Below are 17,555 nucleotides of genomic sequence, written 5' to 3'. Positions count from 1 at the left end.
GGTTTCCGGGGTGTCTTTTGTGCTTAGAGCTGGTCAGCGGGCCAGCCTGCAAGCCCGTCTGCATTGATGAGCGTTGGTGTTTCCCTGTAACTTGTCAAGGCGATGCCGGGCAAGGTCGGGCCGATGCCAATGGGCTGAGATACGCCGTGGCTTTCGCCGGAAAACGCTGCCCCCATGGCAAGCCCGAACAGCGGCACCAGAAAACTGAGGGCGTTGGCACTGTTGAGTTCAGTGCGTTGCAGCACCAGGCTCCACAGCCAGCAGGCCAGCGCAGGGCCCGGCACTGGCAGCGCCAGCAGCATCAGGGTAAATTGCCCGGACGAGATCAATGTGGCGGGCTGTTCCGGCGCAGCAGCGTCGCTGAGCAGCGGCAGCGCGCCGCTCAGAAATGGCATCGCCATCGGCGCGTCGACTTCGCCACCCGGATGGCGGATCAGCACATTGCTGAGCGTGAGGCCGGGGGCAGAGAACAGGGTAAACCGCGGCCACAGATTGCGGCCGCAGCGCTCTTCACCGAGGGGAGCGCTGCCGCCCCCGTCTCCGCCCGCCGTTGGGTGGTGCAACACGTGCGGCATCGCCCCCATGCACGCAGCCATTGCCTGCTATTCTGCCCCTACGTGCGTCATCCCTCTAAGCCGCAAGCCCGTCACAAACGGGACAATGCCCTGCAGAACGTGCACCTTCCATGTGGTGTAATATTGCTCATGACAACAATCATTGTTACCGAATGGGGCGCGCATACCAGGAAACGGACACCGAATTATGGCTGCTCTCCCGCAATATGCGATCCTGTTGGCGCTCACCTTGGGCACCGTCGGTTTCGTTTTTACCCTTTATGGGCTGGCCCGTGTCATCGGCCGCAGCCGCGCAGAGCCCGGTAAAGATGTGCCCGCCACCGCAGGCACCCTGGCGCGCGATCCGGTCTGGGTGCGTTATCACGCCAAATATTACGGCTACGCGCTGCTGTTCCTCGCCTTTGATATGGAGATGGCCTTTATGTACCCCTGGTCGGTGGTCTACCGCGAAGAAGGCCTGGTGGCGCTGCTCGATATGGGTGTGTTTCTGGCAATCCTGTTCCTGGGGCTGGCCTATGGCTGGAGCCAGGGCGCGTTGAGGCGGCAATGATGAAGGTGGCCGTGATGCAGGGCGCACGCACGGGCGCGATGAATGGTTTGCGGCGGCTGGTCGCGGCCGCTATGGCACAGGATCTTACCGCGCTGGTGGTACCGGGGCCGGATGTGGCACGTGCATCGGGGCTGGATCTCGCCGGTGCCGGGCTGCGCCTGGCTGCAACGCCACGCCACGCCAGCGTGCTGCTGATCCTCGGGCCACTGCCCAAAGGGCTGCGCGATGCGGCTACGGTTGCCTATGCCCAGATGCCACGGCCCCGCGCGATCCTGGCGCTGGACGCCGGTGACCTGGCGTCGCTGCCCGTGGCGGATGTGACGGGCGATCTGTCTCAGGCAGGGCTGATCCGCGCGCTCACGCAGCTGCGCGAGCTTGTCAAAGCGGGCGCGTTTGGCGCAGATATCGTTGATTTTGACGCGCCGGCGCTGCAAGTCCGCATTGAATTCACCTGTCCGATGCATCCGGAAGTGATCCGGGATGAACCTGGCGCCTGCCCAAAATGCGGCATGACACTGGTGCCGCGTGAAACCGCGGTCGGCGGCCATGATGGCCATGCCTCAGCCGGACATGGGGCAACGGCCTCACACGGGTCTGAAGATGCGGCCGAAGGGCAAAGCAGCCTCGGTCACGGCATCTCTGCTCAGAACAATCGCGGAAATCATGCCGATGATCACGGAGGCCATGGCGGCCATGGCGGCCACGGGGACCAGGGCCGCCATGCTGCGCTCCCACTGGCCAGCCATAGTGATGCCCACAAGCACCGCACGGCCAAACCGCCCTACAGCTGTCCGATGCACCCCGAAGTGGTCAGCGACACGCCTGGAAATTGCCCGAAATGTGGCATGACCCTGGTCAAACCTGGCGCAGATGCCGCGGAGCATCGGCACGGCGGGCATGGGCACGGGGGCCACAGCCCCCATGACGGGCACGGAAAAGCCGACCACGCGGAGCACGACGCGCATAAACACGAGGCTCATAAACACGAGGCTCCATCCCATGACGGCCACGGGCATAGTGGCCACGGCCATAGCTCGCACGGCCAGGACGACAAAGCGGTGGTGCAGTATACCTGCCCGATGCACCCCGAAGTGGTCAGCGATACGCCTGGAAATTGCCCGAAATGCGGCATGACCCTGGTTGAGGCCGGTTCCTCAAGCGGTGACGACCACGGCGCGCACGCGGCGGCGACTTACACCTGCCCAATGCATCCGGAAGTGGTCAGCGATGCGCCCGGGTCCTGCCCCAAATGCGGCATGTTCCTGGTGGAGGTGGAGCCCGCAGCTGCTGACGACCCCGGCGGCCACGATGAGCACTCAGCGCATGGCGCCCACAGTGAGCACGGCGGCCACGGCGGCCATGGTACTGCGGCGGAACAGATCGACGGGATTGAACCGGGTTTTATGTCGATGGTGGATCTGACCAAAGACATGCCGGTAAGCCCGGACGGGCTGAAAATGGAATGGATCGATGTGCCGTTCGGGCCGTTTTTCCCCGGGCTGCCCGGCGGGCTGGGCCTGAGCCTCACCCTTGACGGGGATACGGTCGCGGCGGCGCAGGCACAGGGTCTTGCCGGTACTGCGCTTGAGCTGCCTGAGCACGGCATGGCGCCCGCGGAGTTTTCGGACAGTCTGGCGGCGCAGACACCGCTGAGCCCGGTGGCAATGGGTCAGCTGGTGTCTTTGGCGCTGCAAAACGCTGCGGGTGTCGGTATCGCGGACGATCTGGCGACGGCGCATGTCGCGGCGGTGGAGCGGGAACGCATTTGCAGCCATCTGGGCTGGATCGCGACATTCGCCGGCCAGAGCGGGCTGATTGCCCTGGAGCGGCGTGCCGGCAAGTTGCAGCTGGCGCTGCGCAAGGCTTCGACAAATGAAATTGCCCGCCAGAGCGGCGCGGTAACAAAGTTGCTGCGCAAGGTGCAGCGCACGCCGATGTTGCGCAGCAAGCTGGTGTCAATTGGCCGGTTTGACGATGCCAGCCCGTTCAGCGGTCCGGTGGCCCGCGCCGCCGGTATTGCGACAGACGCGCGCCAGGATGATCCTCTGTATCAGCGGCTTGGTTTTTCACTGATCAGCGGCAGTGAGGGCGACGCGATGGCGCGGCTGACGCTGCGCTGTGACGAGATTATTCAGAGCTTTGGGCTGATTGCGCGGGCCGGCACGCTCAGCCTGCCGCAGAGTTCGGGTTTTGACGCGGTTTCCGCCCACGGCTCTGCTGTGGTTGAGACGCCACGCGGGGCCGCGACGCTGAGCCTGCGCCTTGATGGCGGCAAGATCACAGAAGCCAGCCTGGTCACCCCCTCGGCAGCGCTGCTGGCGCGTGTTGGTGATCTGACACATCAGATGGAACTGGCCGACGCCCTGGTGGCGGTTGCCTCCCTGGACCTTGACCCCTGGGGAGCCCCGGCATGAACATCTTTCTTATCCTGATGGCGCTGTCCGCCGGCGCCTATTTCATTGCTGTGCTGGAGGGCTGGACTGTGCACCGGCGCTTTAGCCTGAGCCGGCCGCTGTATTCGGCGCTGGCGTTTTTTGGGCGGGAATCCGTGCTGACGCGCAAGAATGACCTGGTGTTTTTTGAAGCCGGGCCGGTGTTGCTTTTGGTGGCTGGCGTACTGGCGGCGGCGGTGATCCCGTTGGCGCCGGGGCTGATCATCACCGATCTGGCCACTGGCGCGCTGTTCCTGAACGCAGCGCTGGCCTATGTGCTGGTGGCGCTGATCATGGCGGGCTGGGGGCCGGATGGCGCTTATGCGATGATCGGCGGCTGGCGCTTTCTGGGTCAGTTTATCGCCTATGCGATGCTGATCGTGATGCCAATCACCGCCGTGGCGATGCGCGCAGAGTCGCTGTCGACCACTGTCATCGTGGAATCGCAGGAGCAGCTGTGGAACGTGTTCTATCAGCCCATTGGTTTTGTATTGTTCTTTGTCGCAGCCCTGGGTCTGGCCTGGTTGCCACCGCTGGATCTGCCCACCGCCGCCGGGGATCTCGCCGGTGGCGTTGAGGCCGAATATACCGGCGCGCGCCTGGCGGTGCTGCGACTGGCGCGCATGGTCATCATCCTGGTGATGGCGGGGGCGACGGTGACCTTTTATTTTGGCGGCTGGCTGAGCCCTGGTTTTGCTGCCAGTCTACCGGACTGGGCCTGGAGCGGCATCAAGATCCTCATCGTCACAGCGGTGATGCTTACTGCCGGGCGCCATGTGCCCCGGGTGCGCGAAGCACGTTATCTGGCGGTCAGCTGGAAGCTGGGTATTTCGCTGGCGCTGTCTAATATTTTCCTGGTGGGCGTGATCGCGCTGGTGGTGCCGATATGACTGTTATAACTGCAGAAATGTTCTTTCTCGCCTTTTTTGGCATCGCCGCCGTTTGGTTCGGCGTGATTGTATTTCGCACCCATTCGATGGTGCGTTCCGCGCTGGCATTGTTGTTTTCCCAGACCGCAGTCGGGGTGATGTTCCTGGTGATGCAGGCCGAGTTTCTGGGTGTGTTGCAGATCATGATGATGGCGACGGAAATGAGCGTGATGGCGATCTTCATGGTGATGTTCATGATGGATCCCGGCGGGCTTGGCGCGATGGAGATGACCCACCAAAAACGCCTGTCGCTCTGGGCCGGGGGCACGGGTCTGGTGGCGGCGCTGGCGGTGATCCTGTTCGGCACATGGGGGCCGGTGGCGATGTCGGTGCCCGATGCATCAGAGCAGGTGGTGCTGCTGGGCCGCGAATTGCTGGGGCGTTCAATGTTTATCTTTCAGTCGGCGGGTCTGACCATTCTGACTGCGATGGTTGCCGCGACTATGGTGGCGATTGTGCCTGAAAAAAGGCCGGACGCAGGTGAGGGGCAGGACGCATGAGTTATGAGCTGTTGATTGCGCTGAGTGTCGGCGCCGGGATGTTTGGCGTTGGTCTTTATGGCGCGCTGAGCCAGACCAACCTGGTGATGATCATCATGGGGGTGGAGCTGGTGCTGGCCGCTGCTTTGGTCAACCTGGTGGCGTTCTGGCGCTATCTGCATCCGGAAGAGCCTGCCGCGCAGATGTTTGTGCTGATCATCATGGCGGTGATGGCGGTGGAAATGGCCGTCGGATTTGGCATCGCCATTGCCCGCTTCCGGTCGCGCGGCTCGGTTGAGATGGAAGAAGCCCGCGAGTTGAAGGGATGATGATGCTGAGCCTGATCCTGCTGGCGCCTTTGTTGTCGGCGCTGCTGATTTTCGCCCTGAAGCGCGCGCCGGAGCTGATTGCCCTGCTGGGGGCCGGCGTCAGCCTTATTGCGGCGCTGCTGCAACTGGCGGGCGCGTCTGCTGAAGGTGTTGCACCGCAGCTGGTGCTGCCCTTCCTGCCCGATATGCCACTGTTGCTGATCGCAACACCGCTGACGGCGGCGATGTCCGCCCTGGTCGCCACGGTGGCCGGGTTTGTGCTGCTTTATGCCACTGGCTACATGGGCAAAGACCCGCAGAAGGTGCGGTTTTTTGGCACTATGTTGTTGTTTGTCACCGCGATGCAGTTGCTGGTGCTGTCGGGCGACTGGATCTCCCTGCTTGGCGCCTGGGAGATGATCGGTTTTGCCAGTTATCTGCTGATCGGTTTCTGGCATGAGCGGCCCGGTGTGGCCAGTGCCGCCACCCGCGCCTTTATGTACACCCGCAGCGCTGATCTGGGGCTCTATATCGGGGCGTTTCTGCTGATCGGGCTGGCGGGCACCTCGGAAATTTCCGTCACACTCACCACCACCGGCACCGCGTCGCTGATTGCCGGGCTGCTGCTGCTGGTGGCGGCGATGGGCAAGTCAGCTCAGGTTCCGTTGCAGGACTGGTTGCAGCGCGCCATGGCCGGACCGACGCCGGTGTCTGCACTGCTGCATTCGGCAACCCTGGTGGCGGCGGGCGCGATCCTGTTGATCCGTATTGCGCCGATGCTGCCCGCAGGCGCCATGCTGGTGATCGGCATTGTTGGTGGGGTGACTGCGGTGATCACCGGGCTGATCGCGCTGGCCGAGCGTGACCTGAAACGCATGCTGGCGGCCTCGACCTCCAGCCAGTACGGGCTGATGCTGGCGGCGGTTGGTGCTGGCGTGCCGGTGGCGGCGCTGCTGCATCTGATTGCCCATGCGGCGATCAAAAGCTCGCTGTTCCTTGGTGCCGGAGTGTTTCAGCACGACCGCGAAAGCACCGATATGGAGGCGCTGGCCGGTGCTGGCCGGGCGCGTCCGCGCATTTTTGCCGGTTTTGCCATCTCGGCGCTGGCGCTGGCCGGCATTCCGCCGCTGGCCGGGTTCTTTTCTAAAGACGCCATCATTGCCGCCACTCTGGACGGGCCCACTATGCTGTGGCTGGCGCCGCTGGTATTGGGCGGCACGGTGCTGACCGGGGCCTATATGGGCCGGGCGTTAAAAATGCTGTGGAATGGCGATGCGGGCCCTGCCCCGTCCCGCATCCCGCAAATGGCAGTTGGCTTTGGCGTGCTGGCATTGCTGGCGGCAGTTCTGGGTGCAGGTTTTGGCCCGCTGGAAGAGCTGCTGGATATCGAATTGGCTGAACCCGGTCTGCTGGCACCTCTGCTGGGGTTGAGCGCGGGCGTCAGCGGGTTACTGCTCGGCTGGTTCATCGCGCCTGTGAAACTGCTGGGTCCGCTGGCCGTGCCCGCAGCGCGTGGTTTTGAATTTTCTGGTGGCATGGACGGGCTGATACTGCGCCCGGCGCTGGCGATTGCCGCGCTGTGCGAACGCTTAGAGCAATGGCTGTATAATGCCGTGCTGTCCTTTGGCCGTATCAACCTGTCACTGGGCCAGCTGGCCCGGCTCACTGATATGGACGGCATCGACAAGATGATTTTTGGCCTGGTGCGTCGCACCATTGAGACCGGCGCCCGCGCCCGCCGCCTGCAAAGCGGTTTTATCCATCGTGAACTGGCCCTGACTGCGATTGGCATTGCGCTGATTGCAGTGGTGTTGCTGGCCGCACCGTTTTACTCCTGAGGAGAACTGACCTGTGCTACCGCTCCTGACTATTGCGACCTTCCTGCCGATCACCGGCGGTCTTATCCTTATGGCGTTGAAAGAGCGCCCGGCGCGTCTGGCGCACGGGCTGTCGATTGGCGTCACCGGACTTACCTTTCTGATCAGCCTCGCGATCTGGGCCCGGGGCATCCTGCCCGGCACCTTTGCCCAGGTCGAGGAACTGTCCTGGATCCCCGCCATTGGTGCGGCCTACCGGCTGGGGCTTGACGGGTTAAGCCTGCCTTTGGTGCTGCTGACCACCCTGCTGTTTTTCCTCTCGGCGATCTATTCGGCGCGCATCAAAGAGCGCGCCACCACCTATGTGGTGCTGATGTTGATGCTGGAGACCGCATCACTCGGCACATTCATGGCGCTGGACGGGTTGCTGTTTTACGTCTTCTTTGAAGTTTCGCTGGTGGGGATGTATTTCATGATCGCCGGCTGGGGTTATGAAGACCGCCAGCGCGCCGCCCTGATGTTTTTCCTCTATACGCTGCTGGGCTCATTGCCGCTGTTGCTGGCCATCATCGGCTTTTATCTGAGCAGTGGCACTTTTGACATGCGGGCCTGGATCGATATGCCGCCGCTGACCGGCCTTGCCGCCATGCTGGCGCTGATTGCGATGATGTTCAGCTTTGCGGTCAAGATCCCGGCCTTTCCGGTGCACACCTGGCTGCCCGCCGCCCACGTACAGGCGCCGACAGCAGGCAGTGTGATCCTGGCCGGGGTGATGCTGAAATTCGGCACCTATGGCCTGGTGAGGTTCGCGCTGCAGATGACGCCTGAGGCCTTTACCAAAGCCGGTGTGGTGATCCTGGTGCTGGGCGTGGCCAGCGCCATTTACGGTGCTTTTGCCGCGCTGGCGCAGACGGATCTGAAAAAGATGATCGCTTACACCTCGGTCAACCACATGGGTTATGTGGTGATGGGCGTCGCCGTGGCGGCACTGTCCACAGACCCGCGCATCCGCACTGTGGCGCTGGACGGCGCAACGCTACAGATGGTCAGCCACGGCCTGGTCACCGGCGCGCTGTTCTTCCTGGTGGGCATGTTGCAGGACCGCGCCCACAGCCGCGACATGGGCGATTTTGGCGGTTTGCTGGGCCAGGTGCCCTGGCTGGGCTGGGCCTTTATCATTTCGGCGTTTGCCTCGCTTGGCCTGCCGGGGCTGGCGCATTTCCCGGCCGAATTTCAGGTCTTCCTGGCCACTCTGAACAGCCAGCCCTGGGCGATCATCGCCATTCTGGCCATTGTGGTGACTGCGGGGCTGTATCTGCGCGCCATCGCCCGGGTGTTCCTGGGTGAGCCCAATGAAAAATGGGCCGGCATGCCCGATCTGGACCGGCGCGAAAAACTGGCGGTGGTGCCGCTGTTGCTGTTGACCGTGCTGGTGGGGGTCGCGCCGTCCTGGCTGATTGACATGATCCACACCACTATGGCGAGCCTGAAGTTCTGATGGGCCGCGATCTCGCCTTTCTGGTCCCGGAGATGACGCTGTCGATGGCAGTGGTGTTTATGATGCTGGCGGAGATGGCCCGCCTGCCCCGGCTGGTGCTGGTGCTGGGGCTTGGCGGCCTTGCCGCCGCAACGCTGCTGACGCTGCCGGTGCTCACGGCTGAGACCACCGTCTTTGGTGGCACCTACCGCATTGATATGCTGAGCGGCTGGGCCAAGCTGATCCTGCTGCCGGGCACGGCGGTGGCTTTGCTGATGGCGCGGGCGGAACTGGTGGGCAAGGAACGCGAAGGCAGCGTTTATGCGCTGATCTGCCTTGTTACCCTGGGCGCGCTGATGCTGTCGGGCAGCGGTGATATGATGTTGCTGGTGCTCGGCGTGGTGCTGACCGGGCTGGGTTCTTTTGCGCTGGTGGCCTTTCCGGGCGACGACGACGCCACTGAGGCCGGCATGAAATACCTGGTCTATGGCGCTGTCACCGGATCGGTGATGATCTATGGCATCACCTTCTGGTTTGGTGGCAGCGGTTCCACCCTGTTTTCGGAGCTGGGCGCGTTGAATGGCAACACCCTGGTGACCATCGCCGGGCTGATCGCGGTGATTGTCGGGCTGGGATACAAAGCCGCCCTGGTGCCGTTCCACTTCTGGGCGCCGGACGCCTATGACGGCGCGCCTGTGTCTGTTGCCGCCTACCTGTCAGTGATCACCAAAATCGCAGCAATTTTCGCCTTTGCGCAGGTGCTGCGGGATCTGCCGGTGAACAGCGGCTGGCCTCTGGTCATCGCGCTGATCTCGGCGGTGACCATGACTTACGGGTATCTGGCGGCGCTGGTGCAAACGAACCTGGTGCGGCTGCTGGCCTATTCTTCCGTGGCGCAGTCGGGTTATTTCATGCTGGGCATCGCCGCGCTGGGACGCAGTGATCAGGACCTGCCTGGCATTATCGTTTTTGGCGCCGCGTATGTGGCGATGAACCTTGGCGCCTTTGCCATTGTGATGGTGGCGGGGCGAGACCTGAAAGATCTGCGCGGATTTGGCCGGCGCCGGCCCGTGGCCGGGGTGGCGATGGTGCTGTTCCTGCTGTCGCTGACCGGCATCCCGCCGCTGTTTGGATTTATCGGCAAGGTCTATCTGTTTGCCGCTGCGATTGAAGCGGGGTTCCTCTGGCTGGTGGTCATTGGCGTGCTGGGCAGTGTGCTGGCGTTGGGGGTCTATCTGCGCATGATCATACCGATGTACCAGGCTGCAGAGGAGGTTGCAGCGGAAGACGCGCTGGTCCGCGAAAATCTGCACCCTGCGCTGCGTCTGGCCTGGGGCGTGAGCGCAGTTGTCACCCTGGGGATGGGCCTGTTTGCGGGGCTGTTGCCCGGCTGATCCCGCGGCGAAGCTGCAACAGTGAGCGGCGCGGGCCTGCGACGCCACTGTCTGTGGCCGCATCGCGCCACCGCCCGCGCTGCAAATGCAAGTGTAGTAAAAAATTAAGCCAATTCTGTTGTTATTCCTTCTGATTCAGGTGGAAGGAGGCGTCAGGAATGGCATTAATTACGTTTAACGGTAATCTGGTTGCCGCCGCCGACAGCGCCAATGACGACGGTTCGGGCGGCATTCACCTCAGCCTTGATCAGTCCAGGGATCTGGATGGCGACGGCAACCCCTATTATTCCGCCGGTGATACAATTGTCATCGAAATCGACGATGCCGACATTGCTGACGATGGCGAGCTTGAAGCCGGCGGCTCAGACGGCGAAGTCACGGTGCTTTCGATAAAGGTCAACGGCGTCGAACAGCTCGACGGTACGGACAAGATCAAGTTCGCAGGCGGTGTCGACACGTTCGAGGGCGACGCGGTTTTCTTTGTGGAAGGCATCAAGCTGTTCTTCCTGGCCCCCACCAGCAGCCAGACGTTTGAGGATGCTGAGCCTGATGGCGGCGATCTGGTTCTGGACGTAGAGGAGCGCATCACCGACATTGATTTTGACGGGGACGGGCAAATCGATGCCGGAACCGCAGAAGTTGGCCAGGGTGTCTTTAATGTCAACGCGGCGAATGTTGCCTGTTTCGCAAATGGCAGCCAGATCCCGACGCCGGCGGGTGAGGTCGCTGTTGAAGAACTGAAAAAGGGCGATCTGGTGGTCACCCGCGATCGCGGAGCCTGCAGGATCAGACTGGTGGTGCAGCGGAAACTGACATTTACTGATGCCACAAGCAAACACAGGCCGGTTGAATTCAAGCCAGGCTGTCTTGGCAATGGACTGCCACGCCGCACGCTATGCGTCTCGCCACAACACCGGATGCTGATATCTGCCAGTTCCGGGATCGGGGCATTCGGTGGTGAAGATGTGCTGGTGCCTGCCAAAGGTCTGTTGGGACTGCGCGGCGTCCGGCAAAAACACGGTTGTCGCCAGGTCGAATATTTTCATCTTGTTTTCGACCGGCATGAAGTTGTGTTTTCTGAAGGCGCCGCCACGGAAAGCCTGTTCCCGGGGCCCGTCGCAATGGCCGGTCTTTCTGCCAGCGTGCAACAGGAATTGTATGACATATTCCCCGGCCTCCAGTCCAGGATCGTGGAGAACACGTACAAAACGGAGTTTGCCTGTCTGGGCGCGGGCAAGGCGCACAGGTTGTTGGAAGACTGGCAGAGCCGCGAAGACTCCGGCGTACTTGCCGCTGTCACCCTCAGGAGCCGCCCGGACACCGCAACTGATGGCAGGGTCCTCTGAGCAAAGGACATTGCGCTGTTCTGCCTGATCTGAGGGCTGGCGGGATTTTGCTGAAGCGCCAGCCCGCATTGGCATGCCGGCGTCATCCCATCCGCGCCGGTGGGCGGGCGGCTCTGATCCGGGTTAGATGAAGGACCTCATAGCGGTCGCACCGGGAGCTTGTCGGAAGCGCCGCGTGTGCGCACCGGGAGGCTGGCGATCGCAGCAAAGCATTTTGGCGCTTATACACCCGGGCTGACACTGCCTTTGAACCGGTGTGGCGACACGCCAAAGCGCTGGCGGAACAGCCTGGCAAAATGATTGGCGGAGGTGAAACCCGCTGCGAACGCCACGTCGGTCACTTTCATCGAGGTATCTGCCAGCAGCGAACGTCCGTGGTCGAGGCGGATATTGTTGATAAACCTGTTTGGCGGAATGCCCACATGGGTGGCGAACAAGCGTTCCACCTGACGCCGGGAAACCCCGTGCAGCTGGGCCACCTCCTCCATATCAATCGCCTCTGCCAGATGCGTCTCAATATAATCAATGATCTTGATCAGCACCTGATTGCGGGTGCCATAGAGCGTTGACGCCGGTGCTTTCTGACGCTGATCAGAGCTGCGCAGCGAGGCATAGAGACACATGTCCGCCACGCCGCGCGCCAGTTCATCGCCAAAGCTGTCCCGGATCAACGCCAGCATCATATCAGTGGAGGCCGCGCCGCCGCCGCAGGTCAGGATGCGCCGGTCCATCACATAGATACTGTCGGAAGGCTCCAGCCCTTCGTGCTCTTCGCAGAACGGTTTGATGCTTTCCCAATGCAGCGTGAAGGCATGGCCCTTGAGAATACCCGCCTTTGCCAACGCATAGGCCCCGGTGCAGATACCGCCGACGCGGTGGCCTTTGCGCCACTTCTCGCGCAGGAACCCGGCCAAGTCACCGGATACAGTTTTCTCCGCATAATTTCCCACGCAGGCAAGAACCACGGCGTTTGCCGGCACCTCCGACAGCCCGCCGTCAGAAGAGATGCTGAGCCCGTTGGCACTGACCACCGGCAAACCGTCGTCAGAACGGACCTCCCAGCGATACAGTTGTTTTCCGGTCAGCTGATTGGCGATGCGCAGCGGCTCCACCGTGTTGGCAAAGGCCAGCATCGAAAAGCTGGGCACCAGCACGATAACAAAGACCTGGGGTGGCTGATCAGATTCAATGTCGACATGGGCGATGCCACGCGGCACAAAACGCGGCACCAGGTCATCTGATCCGTGAATTTCATCATCCAACCCGCTCAAGTCATTCACCCCTGTCTTAAATGCGACGTGCCGGCGCTCAAAGCCGAACGTATATCCTGTCGTTTACCGCCACCAGGAAGAGATATTCAACGGAAAAATTCAGTCTTGATCAAGGTCCCGTGTCAGAACTGGAGCGCGAGGCCGATCCGACGCATGCCGTTCTTCGCCCCCACCGGACCCTCTTTCTGCTCCCGCTGTGCCGCCGCCCACGTCCTGTCTGCCTCTTGTCGCAAACGGGCAGAAAAACAGGTGAAATTTGCAGGGTTAGGCCATTTCTGCGCATGGTAGCGTTGCGACAACGTGGCGATATCTTGCCGCAAAGCGCCGGTGACCAGGATCTGAAAAAGGGCCTGAAGCAGGCGGGAAATACGATACAAACCGGCAGGAGGCCGCCATGTCTACCCCCCCCAAACACGCAAAAGTTGTCATTATTGGCGGCGGAGTTTCCGGCTGTTCCGTGGCCTATCATCTGGCGAAACTGGGCTGGACCGACGTCGTGCTGCTGGAGCGAAAGCGCCTGACCAGCGGCACCACCTGGCACGCGGCCGGTCTGATCGGACAGTTGCGCAACAACCAGAACATGACCCGGATGGCAAAATATTCCGCCGATCTTTACCACAGCCTGGAAGCCGAAACCGGCATTGCCACCGGGCTGCGTCAGAACGGCTCTATCACCGTTGCACTGACCGAGGCACGGCGCGAAGAGCTCCTGCGCCAGGCGTCATTGGCACGGGCTTTTGGCGTGGATGTGCATGAGTTGTCCGTTACGGAAATCAAAGAGCGTTACCCGCATCTGAACACAGGAGATGTTGTCGCCGGGGTCTTTTTGCCCAAAGACGGGCAGTGCGATCCGGCCAACATCACCATGGCGCTGGCGAAAGGCGCGCGGATGAAGGGCGCCGCGATTTTTGAGAATATCAAAGTCACCGATGTACTGAAATCCGACGCCCGGGTTACGGGTGTCAGCTGGGCGACGGACGACGGCGATGCGGGCACGATTGAGGCGGATGTGGTGGTGAACTGCGCCGGCATGTGGGCGCGCGAACTGGGCAAAATGTCGGGCGTGAACGTGCCTTTGCACGCCTGTGAGCACTTCTACATCGTCACTGAAGCCATACCGGACCTGGGCCGGCTGCCGGTTCTGCGGGTGCCGGACGAATGTGCCTATTACAAAGAAGATGCGGGCAAAATGATGCTGGGGGCTTTTGAACCCAAGGCCAAACCCTGGGGTATGAAGGGCATATCCGAAAACTTCGAATTTGATCAGCTGCCGGAAGATTTTGACCATTTTGAGCCAATCCTGGAAGCCGCGGTCGAACGTATGCCCTTGCTGGCGGAGGCCGGCATTCACACGTTTTTCAACGGGCCGGAAAGCTTTACCCCGGATGACCGCTATTACATGGGCGAAGCGCCGGAGCTGCGCGGCTACTGGGTGGCGGCCGGCTATAACTCGACCGGTATCGTGTCCTCCGGCGGCGCCGGGTTTGCGCTGGCACAATGGATCAACGACGGCGAAGCGCCATTTGATCTCTGGGATGTGGACATTCGCCGCGCCGCGCCGTTCCAGGGCAACCGCCGCTATCTGAAAGAGCGTGTCAGCGAGACGCTGGGCCTGCTCTATGCCGACCACTACCCCTACCGCCAGTATGAAACTTCGCGCGGAATCCGTCGCTCGCCGCTGCACAGTCAGCTGGAAGAACACGGGGCGGTGTTTGGCGAGGCCGCCGGCTGGGAGCGGGCCAACTGGTTCGCCAGACCAGGACAAAAACGAGAATATGAATACAGTTGGAAACGGCAGAACTGGTTTGAAAACGCCCGTGAAGAACATATGGCAGTGCGCGAAGGTGTTGGCATGTTTGACATGACCTCCTTTGGCAAAATCCGGGTTGAAGGGCGCGATGCGCTGGCCTTCCTGCAGCGGCTCTGCGCCAACCAGATGGATGTCGCGCCCGGCCGGCTGGTCTATACCCAGATGCTCAACAAGCGCGGCGGTATCGAATGTGATCTGACCGTCACCCGCCTGTCGCAGGACGCCTTTTACCTCGTCGTGCCCGGGGCGACCTTGCAGCGGGATCTGGCCTGGCTGCACCGCCATCTGGGCGATGAATTTGTGGTCATTACCGATGTCACTGCGGGCGAAGTTGTGCTGCCGGTGATGGGGCCCAAAGCACGCGAATTGATGCAGGCCGTGAGCCCGGATGATTTTTCCAACGACGCGTTCCCCTTTGGCACCACGCGCCAGATTGAAGTCGGTATGGGGCTCGCGCGCGCCCACCGGGTGACCTATGTCGGCGAGCTGGGCTGGGAGTTATACGTGTCCTCTGATCAGGCGCCGCATGTGTTTGAAACGCTGATGGAAGCGGGCAAAGAACTGGGGCTGAAACTTTGCGGGCTGCACACGCTGGACAGTTGCCGCATTGAAAAGGGATTCCGCCACTTTGGTCACGACATTACCGACGAGGATCACGTGCTGGAAGCCGGGCTTGGTTTTGCGGTCAAAACCGACAAAGGCGATTTCATTGGCCGCGATGCGGTGCTGGCGAAACGGGAAAGTGGTCTGGAGCGACGCATGTTGCAGTTCCGGCTTGATGACCCGGAGCCGTTGCTGTTTCACAACGAGCCGATCCTGCGGAACGGGAAAATTGTCGGCCATGTGACCTCGGGCAACTATGGCCATTTCCTCGGCGGCGCCATTGGCATGGGCTATATCCCCTGCAAGGGCGAGAAACTGGCCGATGTGCTGGCCTCGGATTATGAGATCGAGATTGCCGGCAAACGGTTCAGTGCCAGCGTGTCGTCGCGCCCGATGTATGATCCCAAAAGCGAACGCATCAAAATGTAGCGGTTTCAGCCGCCGCCGGTATGGCAGCGGCGAATCCGGACAAAAAAAAGGGCGCAATCTGCGCCCTTTTTGCGTCTCAGGCCGCACGTTTCCGGGCCTCCGGGGGCAACCGGGCAGCGCTTTATTATTGGCGTGCGGCAGGCAGGTTTCCAGGGGCACTACGCAATCTGGGCGTGTGACCTGCGCCGCGGGTCCTTTTCCATCCAGGCGACATATCGGGACTTGCGGCGCGACGACAAAACAATGGCGAAAAGAGCAAGCGCCGCGACAATCGACAAGCCGGCGCTGATGGGGTCCCTGAGGAAGACAATGGCCCCCTGGCATAAAATGCGCCGCGCACGAGGCATTTGGCCGGGCGCCAGCGCACCGGGGATAAAGTCCGGGCTTTTCGGCGTGACCTTGTGTTCAAGCTTTTTCAGAACATAGAAAAACTTGCCCGCTTCGCCGATGCGGGGCGCCCGGTTAAAGCGGCAGTGTCGATGCTGAACACACCGATGCCAGCAAAGATAATAACGATTGAGAACAGATGCGTGGATGATTTGGTATCGTTTCTGCCAAAGCCCGCGCCCCGGCAGACCGGGCACCAGAAACTCCGGTTTTCAATCCAGATCAAGCCGGTAATGGCCGCGAACAATTCCGGATATTTACAGATCTCTGCCAGCCCCGCGCGATGGCTCTGAGGAGCCGCACGGTGATCACCAGAGCCATCACCGGAGTGCAACGAATGTCAGAGGTCAGCAGCGGCAGAAAGGCCGCCCGGGCGCTGGAAGTGTTGGCGGCTTCTCGCGCAGCGCGCCTTGGCGATGGCCCTGTTTTACAAGAGCTGAAAGCATATCCCGGCACCGCTGTGTATCGACGTATAAAGATATGTATAGACATTATACAACCCAACGATTAGTCAGGTTTTGCAGGTGAACGGCGAACTGATTCCACTTTTACGGGAAAACTCGAACTTCACCTAAACTATAACAGGCCTGAAGGCCGCTGTCTGGGAGGACCGTCCATTGAAACCGCATAACCACAATATTTCTGCACTCAAACGCGCTTATTCCATCACCGTGAAATCCGCCGCCGCTTTGATAACCGCCGCAATGCTGACCCCGGTCGCCTTCACCGGCGCGGTGTCCGCAAATGAAGCGCTCGCTGAGCCGGCGCAGAAACCAGACCGCCTGATTGTGCGCACCTGGGGTGGCGCGTGGCGCTCCTCATATGAGGCGGGCGCAGCGGCCAGTTTCACCGCCAAGACCGGCATTCCGGTGGAATTTGACGGCACCGGCACCAGTGAAATCCAGGCCAAGATCCTGCAGGCTGTGCGCGCCAAAACCCGGCCGCCGGTGGATGTGGTTCTGTCAGTCGGATCCCTCGCCTATGCGGCCCAGGTTCAGAAAATCTCGATCCCGCTGGACGAACATATTCTGACCAATGTGGACCAGCTCAGCTCGATCGCGATGCCCGAAGGCACCAACAACTACCTGAACGTATCCACCTATTCGCAGCCGATTGTTTACAATCCCGATCTGGTCGATATGCCTGACAGCATCTCCTGGGAAGAGATTTTTGACGACAAATATGCCGGCAAACTTTTTGTCACCAATACGTTTGCATCGCTGCTGCATCCGGTTGCCAAAATGCTGGACCTGGACCCTGCCACCGATGATCTGACGCCGGTTTTTGAAAAAATCGCGTCGCTGAAGACCAGCATTTCCGCGATGGGCGACGAAGAAGAATTCGTGGCCGGTATTGAAGCCGGGGAAGTTACAATCGGTGTGACCCTGGTGGGGACTGCGTTGGAAGTCGGGGGCCTGAAATGGATTGTACCTGAAGAGGGTGCGGTGATTGGCACCGAGTCCTTCTATGTGCCCGCCGGCCTGCCTGACGATGTGGCCTACTGGGCCCAGGTCTTTATCAATGAAACGATCAGTGCCGCCAATCAAAGCGCATTTGCAGCCGCTGTTGGCGAAGTTCCGGTCAATGTAAACGCCATTATGCCTGAGTTTATGATTGGTGATCCGGCGTTTCCGTTCTCCGAAGAAGACCTTGGCAAATATGGCATTGTGACTTCGGTGGAACTGGATGCCCGCAACCGCGACAAATGGCAGGCGGCCTACACCGCGGCAATCCAGCGCTAGGACTTG

15 protein-coding genes are annotated in these 17,555 nt (G+C 61.1%); 11 read left to right on the top strand and 4 right to left on the bottom strand.

Going from position 1 to position 17,555, the window contains the following annotated elements:
• Positions 1–23: 23 nt before the first annotated feature.
• Positions 24–596, bottom strand: coding sequence for a DMT family transporter (locus DWA01_RS10465; RefSeq protein WP_114285782.1), 573 nt, complete (start codon positions 594–596; stop codon positions 24–26).
• Between the two features lie 166 nt (positions 597–762).
• Here DWA01_RS10465 and DWA01_RS10460 point away from each other — a divergent pair, with 166 nt between their 5' ends.
• The 9 genes from DWA01_RS10460 (at position 763) to DWA01_RS10415 (ending at position 11,307) form a co-directional block, all read left to right on the top strand.
• Positions 763–1,125: an NADH-quinone oxidoreductase subunit A gene (locus DWA01_RS10460; RefSeq protein WP_114285781.1), complete on the top strand. Its 363-nt coding sequence runs from the start codon at positions 763–765 to the stop codon at positions 1,123–1,125.
• A 458-nt stretch (positions 1,126–1,583) separates the two neighbouring features.
• Positions 1,584–3,539 carry a heavy metal-binding domain-containing protein gene (locus DWA01_RS23270; RefSeq protein WP_235008517.1) on the top strand — a complete coding sequence of 652 codons (1,956 nt, stop codon included), beginning with the start codon at positions 1,584–1,586 and terminating at the stop codon, positions 3,537–3,539.
• Positions 3,536–4,447 carry a complex I subunit 1 family protein gene (locus DWA01_RS10445; protein WP_114285780.1) on the top strand — a complete coding sequence of 304 codons (912 nt, stop codon included), beginning with the start codon at positions 3,536–3,538 and terminating at the stop codon, positions 4,445–4,447. Before DWA01_RS23270 ends, DWA01_RS10445 begins: the two co-directional genes overlap by 4 nt.
• A complete protein-coding gene (locus tag DWA01_RS10440) occupies positions 4,444–4,986 on the top strand; it encodes an NADH-quinone oxidoreductase subunit J family protein (protein ID WP_235008515.1) in 543 nt (180 codons plus the stop codon). The genes DWA01_RS10445 and DWA01_RS10440 overlap by 4 nt, the downstream gene beginning before the upstream one ends.
• Positions 4,983–5,294, top strand: a complete 312-nt coding sequence (nuoK, locus tag DWA01_RS10435; protein WP_114285779.1) for an NADH-quinone oxidoreductase subunit NuoK — start codon at positions 4,983–4,985, stop codon at positions 5,292–5,294. Before DWA01_RS10440 ends, nuoK begins: the two co-directional genes overlap by 4 nt.
• Positions 5,295–5,296: 2 nt before the next feature.
• A complete protein-coding gene (locus DWA01_RS10430) occupies positions 5,297–7,111 on the top strand; it encodes an NADH-quinone oxidoreductase subunit 5 family protein (RefSeq protein ID WP_235008514.1) in 1,815 nt (604 codons plus the stop codon).
• Positions 7,112–7,124: 13 nt separating this feature from the next.
• Positions 7,125–8,588, top strand: a complete 1,464-nt coding sequence (locus DWA01_RS10425) for a complex I subunit 4 family protein (protein ID WP_114285777.1) — start codon at positions 7,125–7,127, stop codon at positions 8,586–8,588.
• Positions 8,588–9,961 carry an NADH-quinone oxidoreductase subunit N gene (locus tag DWA01_RS10420; RefSeq protein ID WP_114285776.1) on the top strand — a complete coding sequence of 458 codons (1,374 nt, stop codon included), beginning with the start codon at positions 8,588–8,590 and terminating at the stop codon, positions 9,959–9,961. The genes DWA01_RS10425 and DWA01_RS10420 overlap by 1 nt, the downstream gene beginning before the upstream one ends.
• A gap of 158 nt (positions 9,962–10,119) precedes the next feature.
• The gene (locus DWA01_RS10415) at positions 10,120–11,307 is read left to right on the top strand and encodes a Hint domain-containing protein (protein WP_114285775.1); all 1,188 of its coding nucleotides are present in this window, start codon (positions 10,120–10,122) and stop codon (positions 11,305–11,307) included.
• A gap of 221 nt (positions 11,308–11,528) precedes the next feature.
• Here DWA01_RS10415 and DWA01_RS10410 read toward each other — a convergent pair whose 3' ends face one another.
• Together DWA01_RS10410 and DWA01_RS10405 are read right to left on the bottom strand one after the other, a co-directional pair.
• Complete coding sequence (locus DWA01_RS10410; protein ID WP_136057715.1) at positions 11,529–12,578, bottom strand: GlxA family transcriptional regulator; 1,050 nt, start codon at positions 12,576–12,578, stop codon at positions 11,529–11,531.
• Between the two features lie 122 nt (positions 12,579–12,700).
• On the bottom strand, positions 12,701–12,955 hold the full coding sequence (locus DWA01_RS10405; RefSeq protein WP_114285773.1) for a hypothetical protein: 255 nt from the start codon (positions 12,953–12,955) through the stop codon (positions 12,701–12,703).
• A gap of 17 nt (positions 12,956–12,972) precedes the next feature.
• Between DWA01_RS10405 and DWA01_RS10400 the strand changes: the two genes are divergently transcribed.
• Positions 12,973–15,420 carry a GcvT family protein gene (locus DWA01_RS10400; RefSeq protein ID WP_114285772.1) on the top strand — a complete coding sequence of 816 codons (2,448 nt, stop codon included), beginning with the start codon at positions 12,973–12,975 and terminating at the stop codon, positions 15,418–15,420.
• Positions 15,421–15,578: 158 nt separating this feature from the next.
• Here DWA01_RS10400 and DWA01_RS22940 read toward each other — a convergent pair whose 3' ends face one another.
• The gene (locus DWA01_RS22940; protein ID WP_136057714.1) at positions 15,579–16,004 is read right to left on the bottom strand and encodes a hypothetical protein; all 426 of its coding nucleotides are present in this window, start codon (positions 16,002–16,004) and stop codon (positions 15,579–15,581) included.
• Between the two features lie 420 nt (positions 16,005–16,424).
• Here DWA01_RS22940 and DWA01_RS10385 point away from each other — a divergent pair, with 420 nt between their 5' ends.
• A complete protein-coding gene (locus DWA01_RS10385) occupies positions 16,425–17,549 on the top strand; it encodes an ABC transporter substrate-binding protein (RefSeq protein ID WP_114285769.1) in 1,125 nt (374 codons plus the stop codon).
• Positions 17,550–17,555 lie beyond the last annotated feature (6 nt).

The sequence above is a fragment of the Candidatus Halocynthiibacter alkanivorans genome, from assembly GCF_003333265.1.
GTDB classification, from domain to species: Bacteria; Pseudomonadota; Alphaproteobacteria; order Rhodobacterales; family Rhodobacteraceae; genus Halocyntiibacter_A; species Halocyntiibacter_A alkanivorans.
The sequence above is the reverse complement of the archived record's forward strand: the minus strand, read 5'-3'. Positions and strand labels throughout refer to the sequence as shown.

Excerpts from the sequence above, each read along its gene's own strand:
- DWA01_RS10460 (WP_114285781.1), top strand. The coding sequence starts at position 763 with ATGGCTGCTCTCCCGCAATATGCGATCCTGTTGGCGCTCACCTTGGGC.
- DWA01_RS10465 (WP_114285782.1), bottom strand. The coding sequence starts at position 596 with ATGGCTGCGTGCATGGGGGCGATGCCGCACGTGTTGCACCACCCAACG.
- DWA01_RS10445 (WP_114285780.1), top strand. The coding sequence starts at position 3,536 with ATGAACATCTTTCTTATCCTGATGGCGCTGTCCGCCGGCGCCTATTTC.
- nuoK (WP_114285779.1), top strand. The coding sequence starts at position 4,983 with ATGAGTTATGAGCTGTTGATTGCGCTGAGTGTCGGCGCCGGGATGTTT.
- DWA01_RS10430 (WP_235008514.1), top strand. The coding sequence starts at position 5,297 with ATGCTGAGCCTGATCCTGCTGGCGCCTTTGTTGTCGGCGCTGCTGATT.
- DWA01_RS10440 (WP_235008515.1), top strand. The coding sequence starts at position 4,444 with ATGACTGTTATAACTGCAGAAATGTTCTTTCTCGCCTTTTTTGGCATC.
- DWA01_RS10420 (WP_114285776.1), top strand. The coding sequence starts at position 8,588 with ATGGGCCGCGATCTCGCCTTTCTGGTCCCGGAGATGACGCTGTCGATG.
- DWA01_RS23270 (WP_235008517.1), top strand. The coding sequence starts at position 1,584 with ATGCATCCGGAAGTGATCCGGGATGAACCTGGCGCCTGCCCAAAATGC.
- DWA01_RS10415 (WP_114285775.1), top strand. The coding sequence starts at position 10,120 with ATGGCATTAATTACGTTTAACGGTAATCTGGTTGCCGCCGCCGACAGC.
- DWA01_RS10400 (WP_114285772.1), top strand. The coding sequence starts at position 12,973 with ATGTCTACCCCCCCCAAACACGCAAAAGTTGTCATTATTGGCGGCGGA.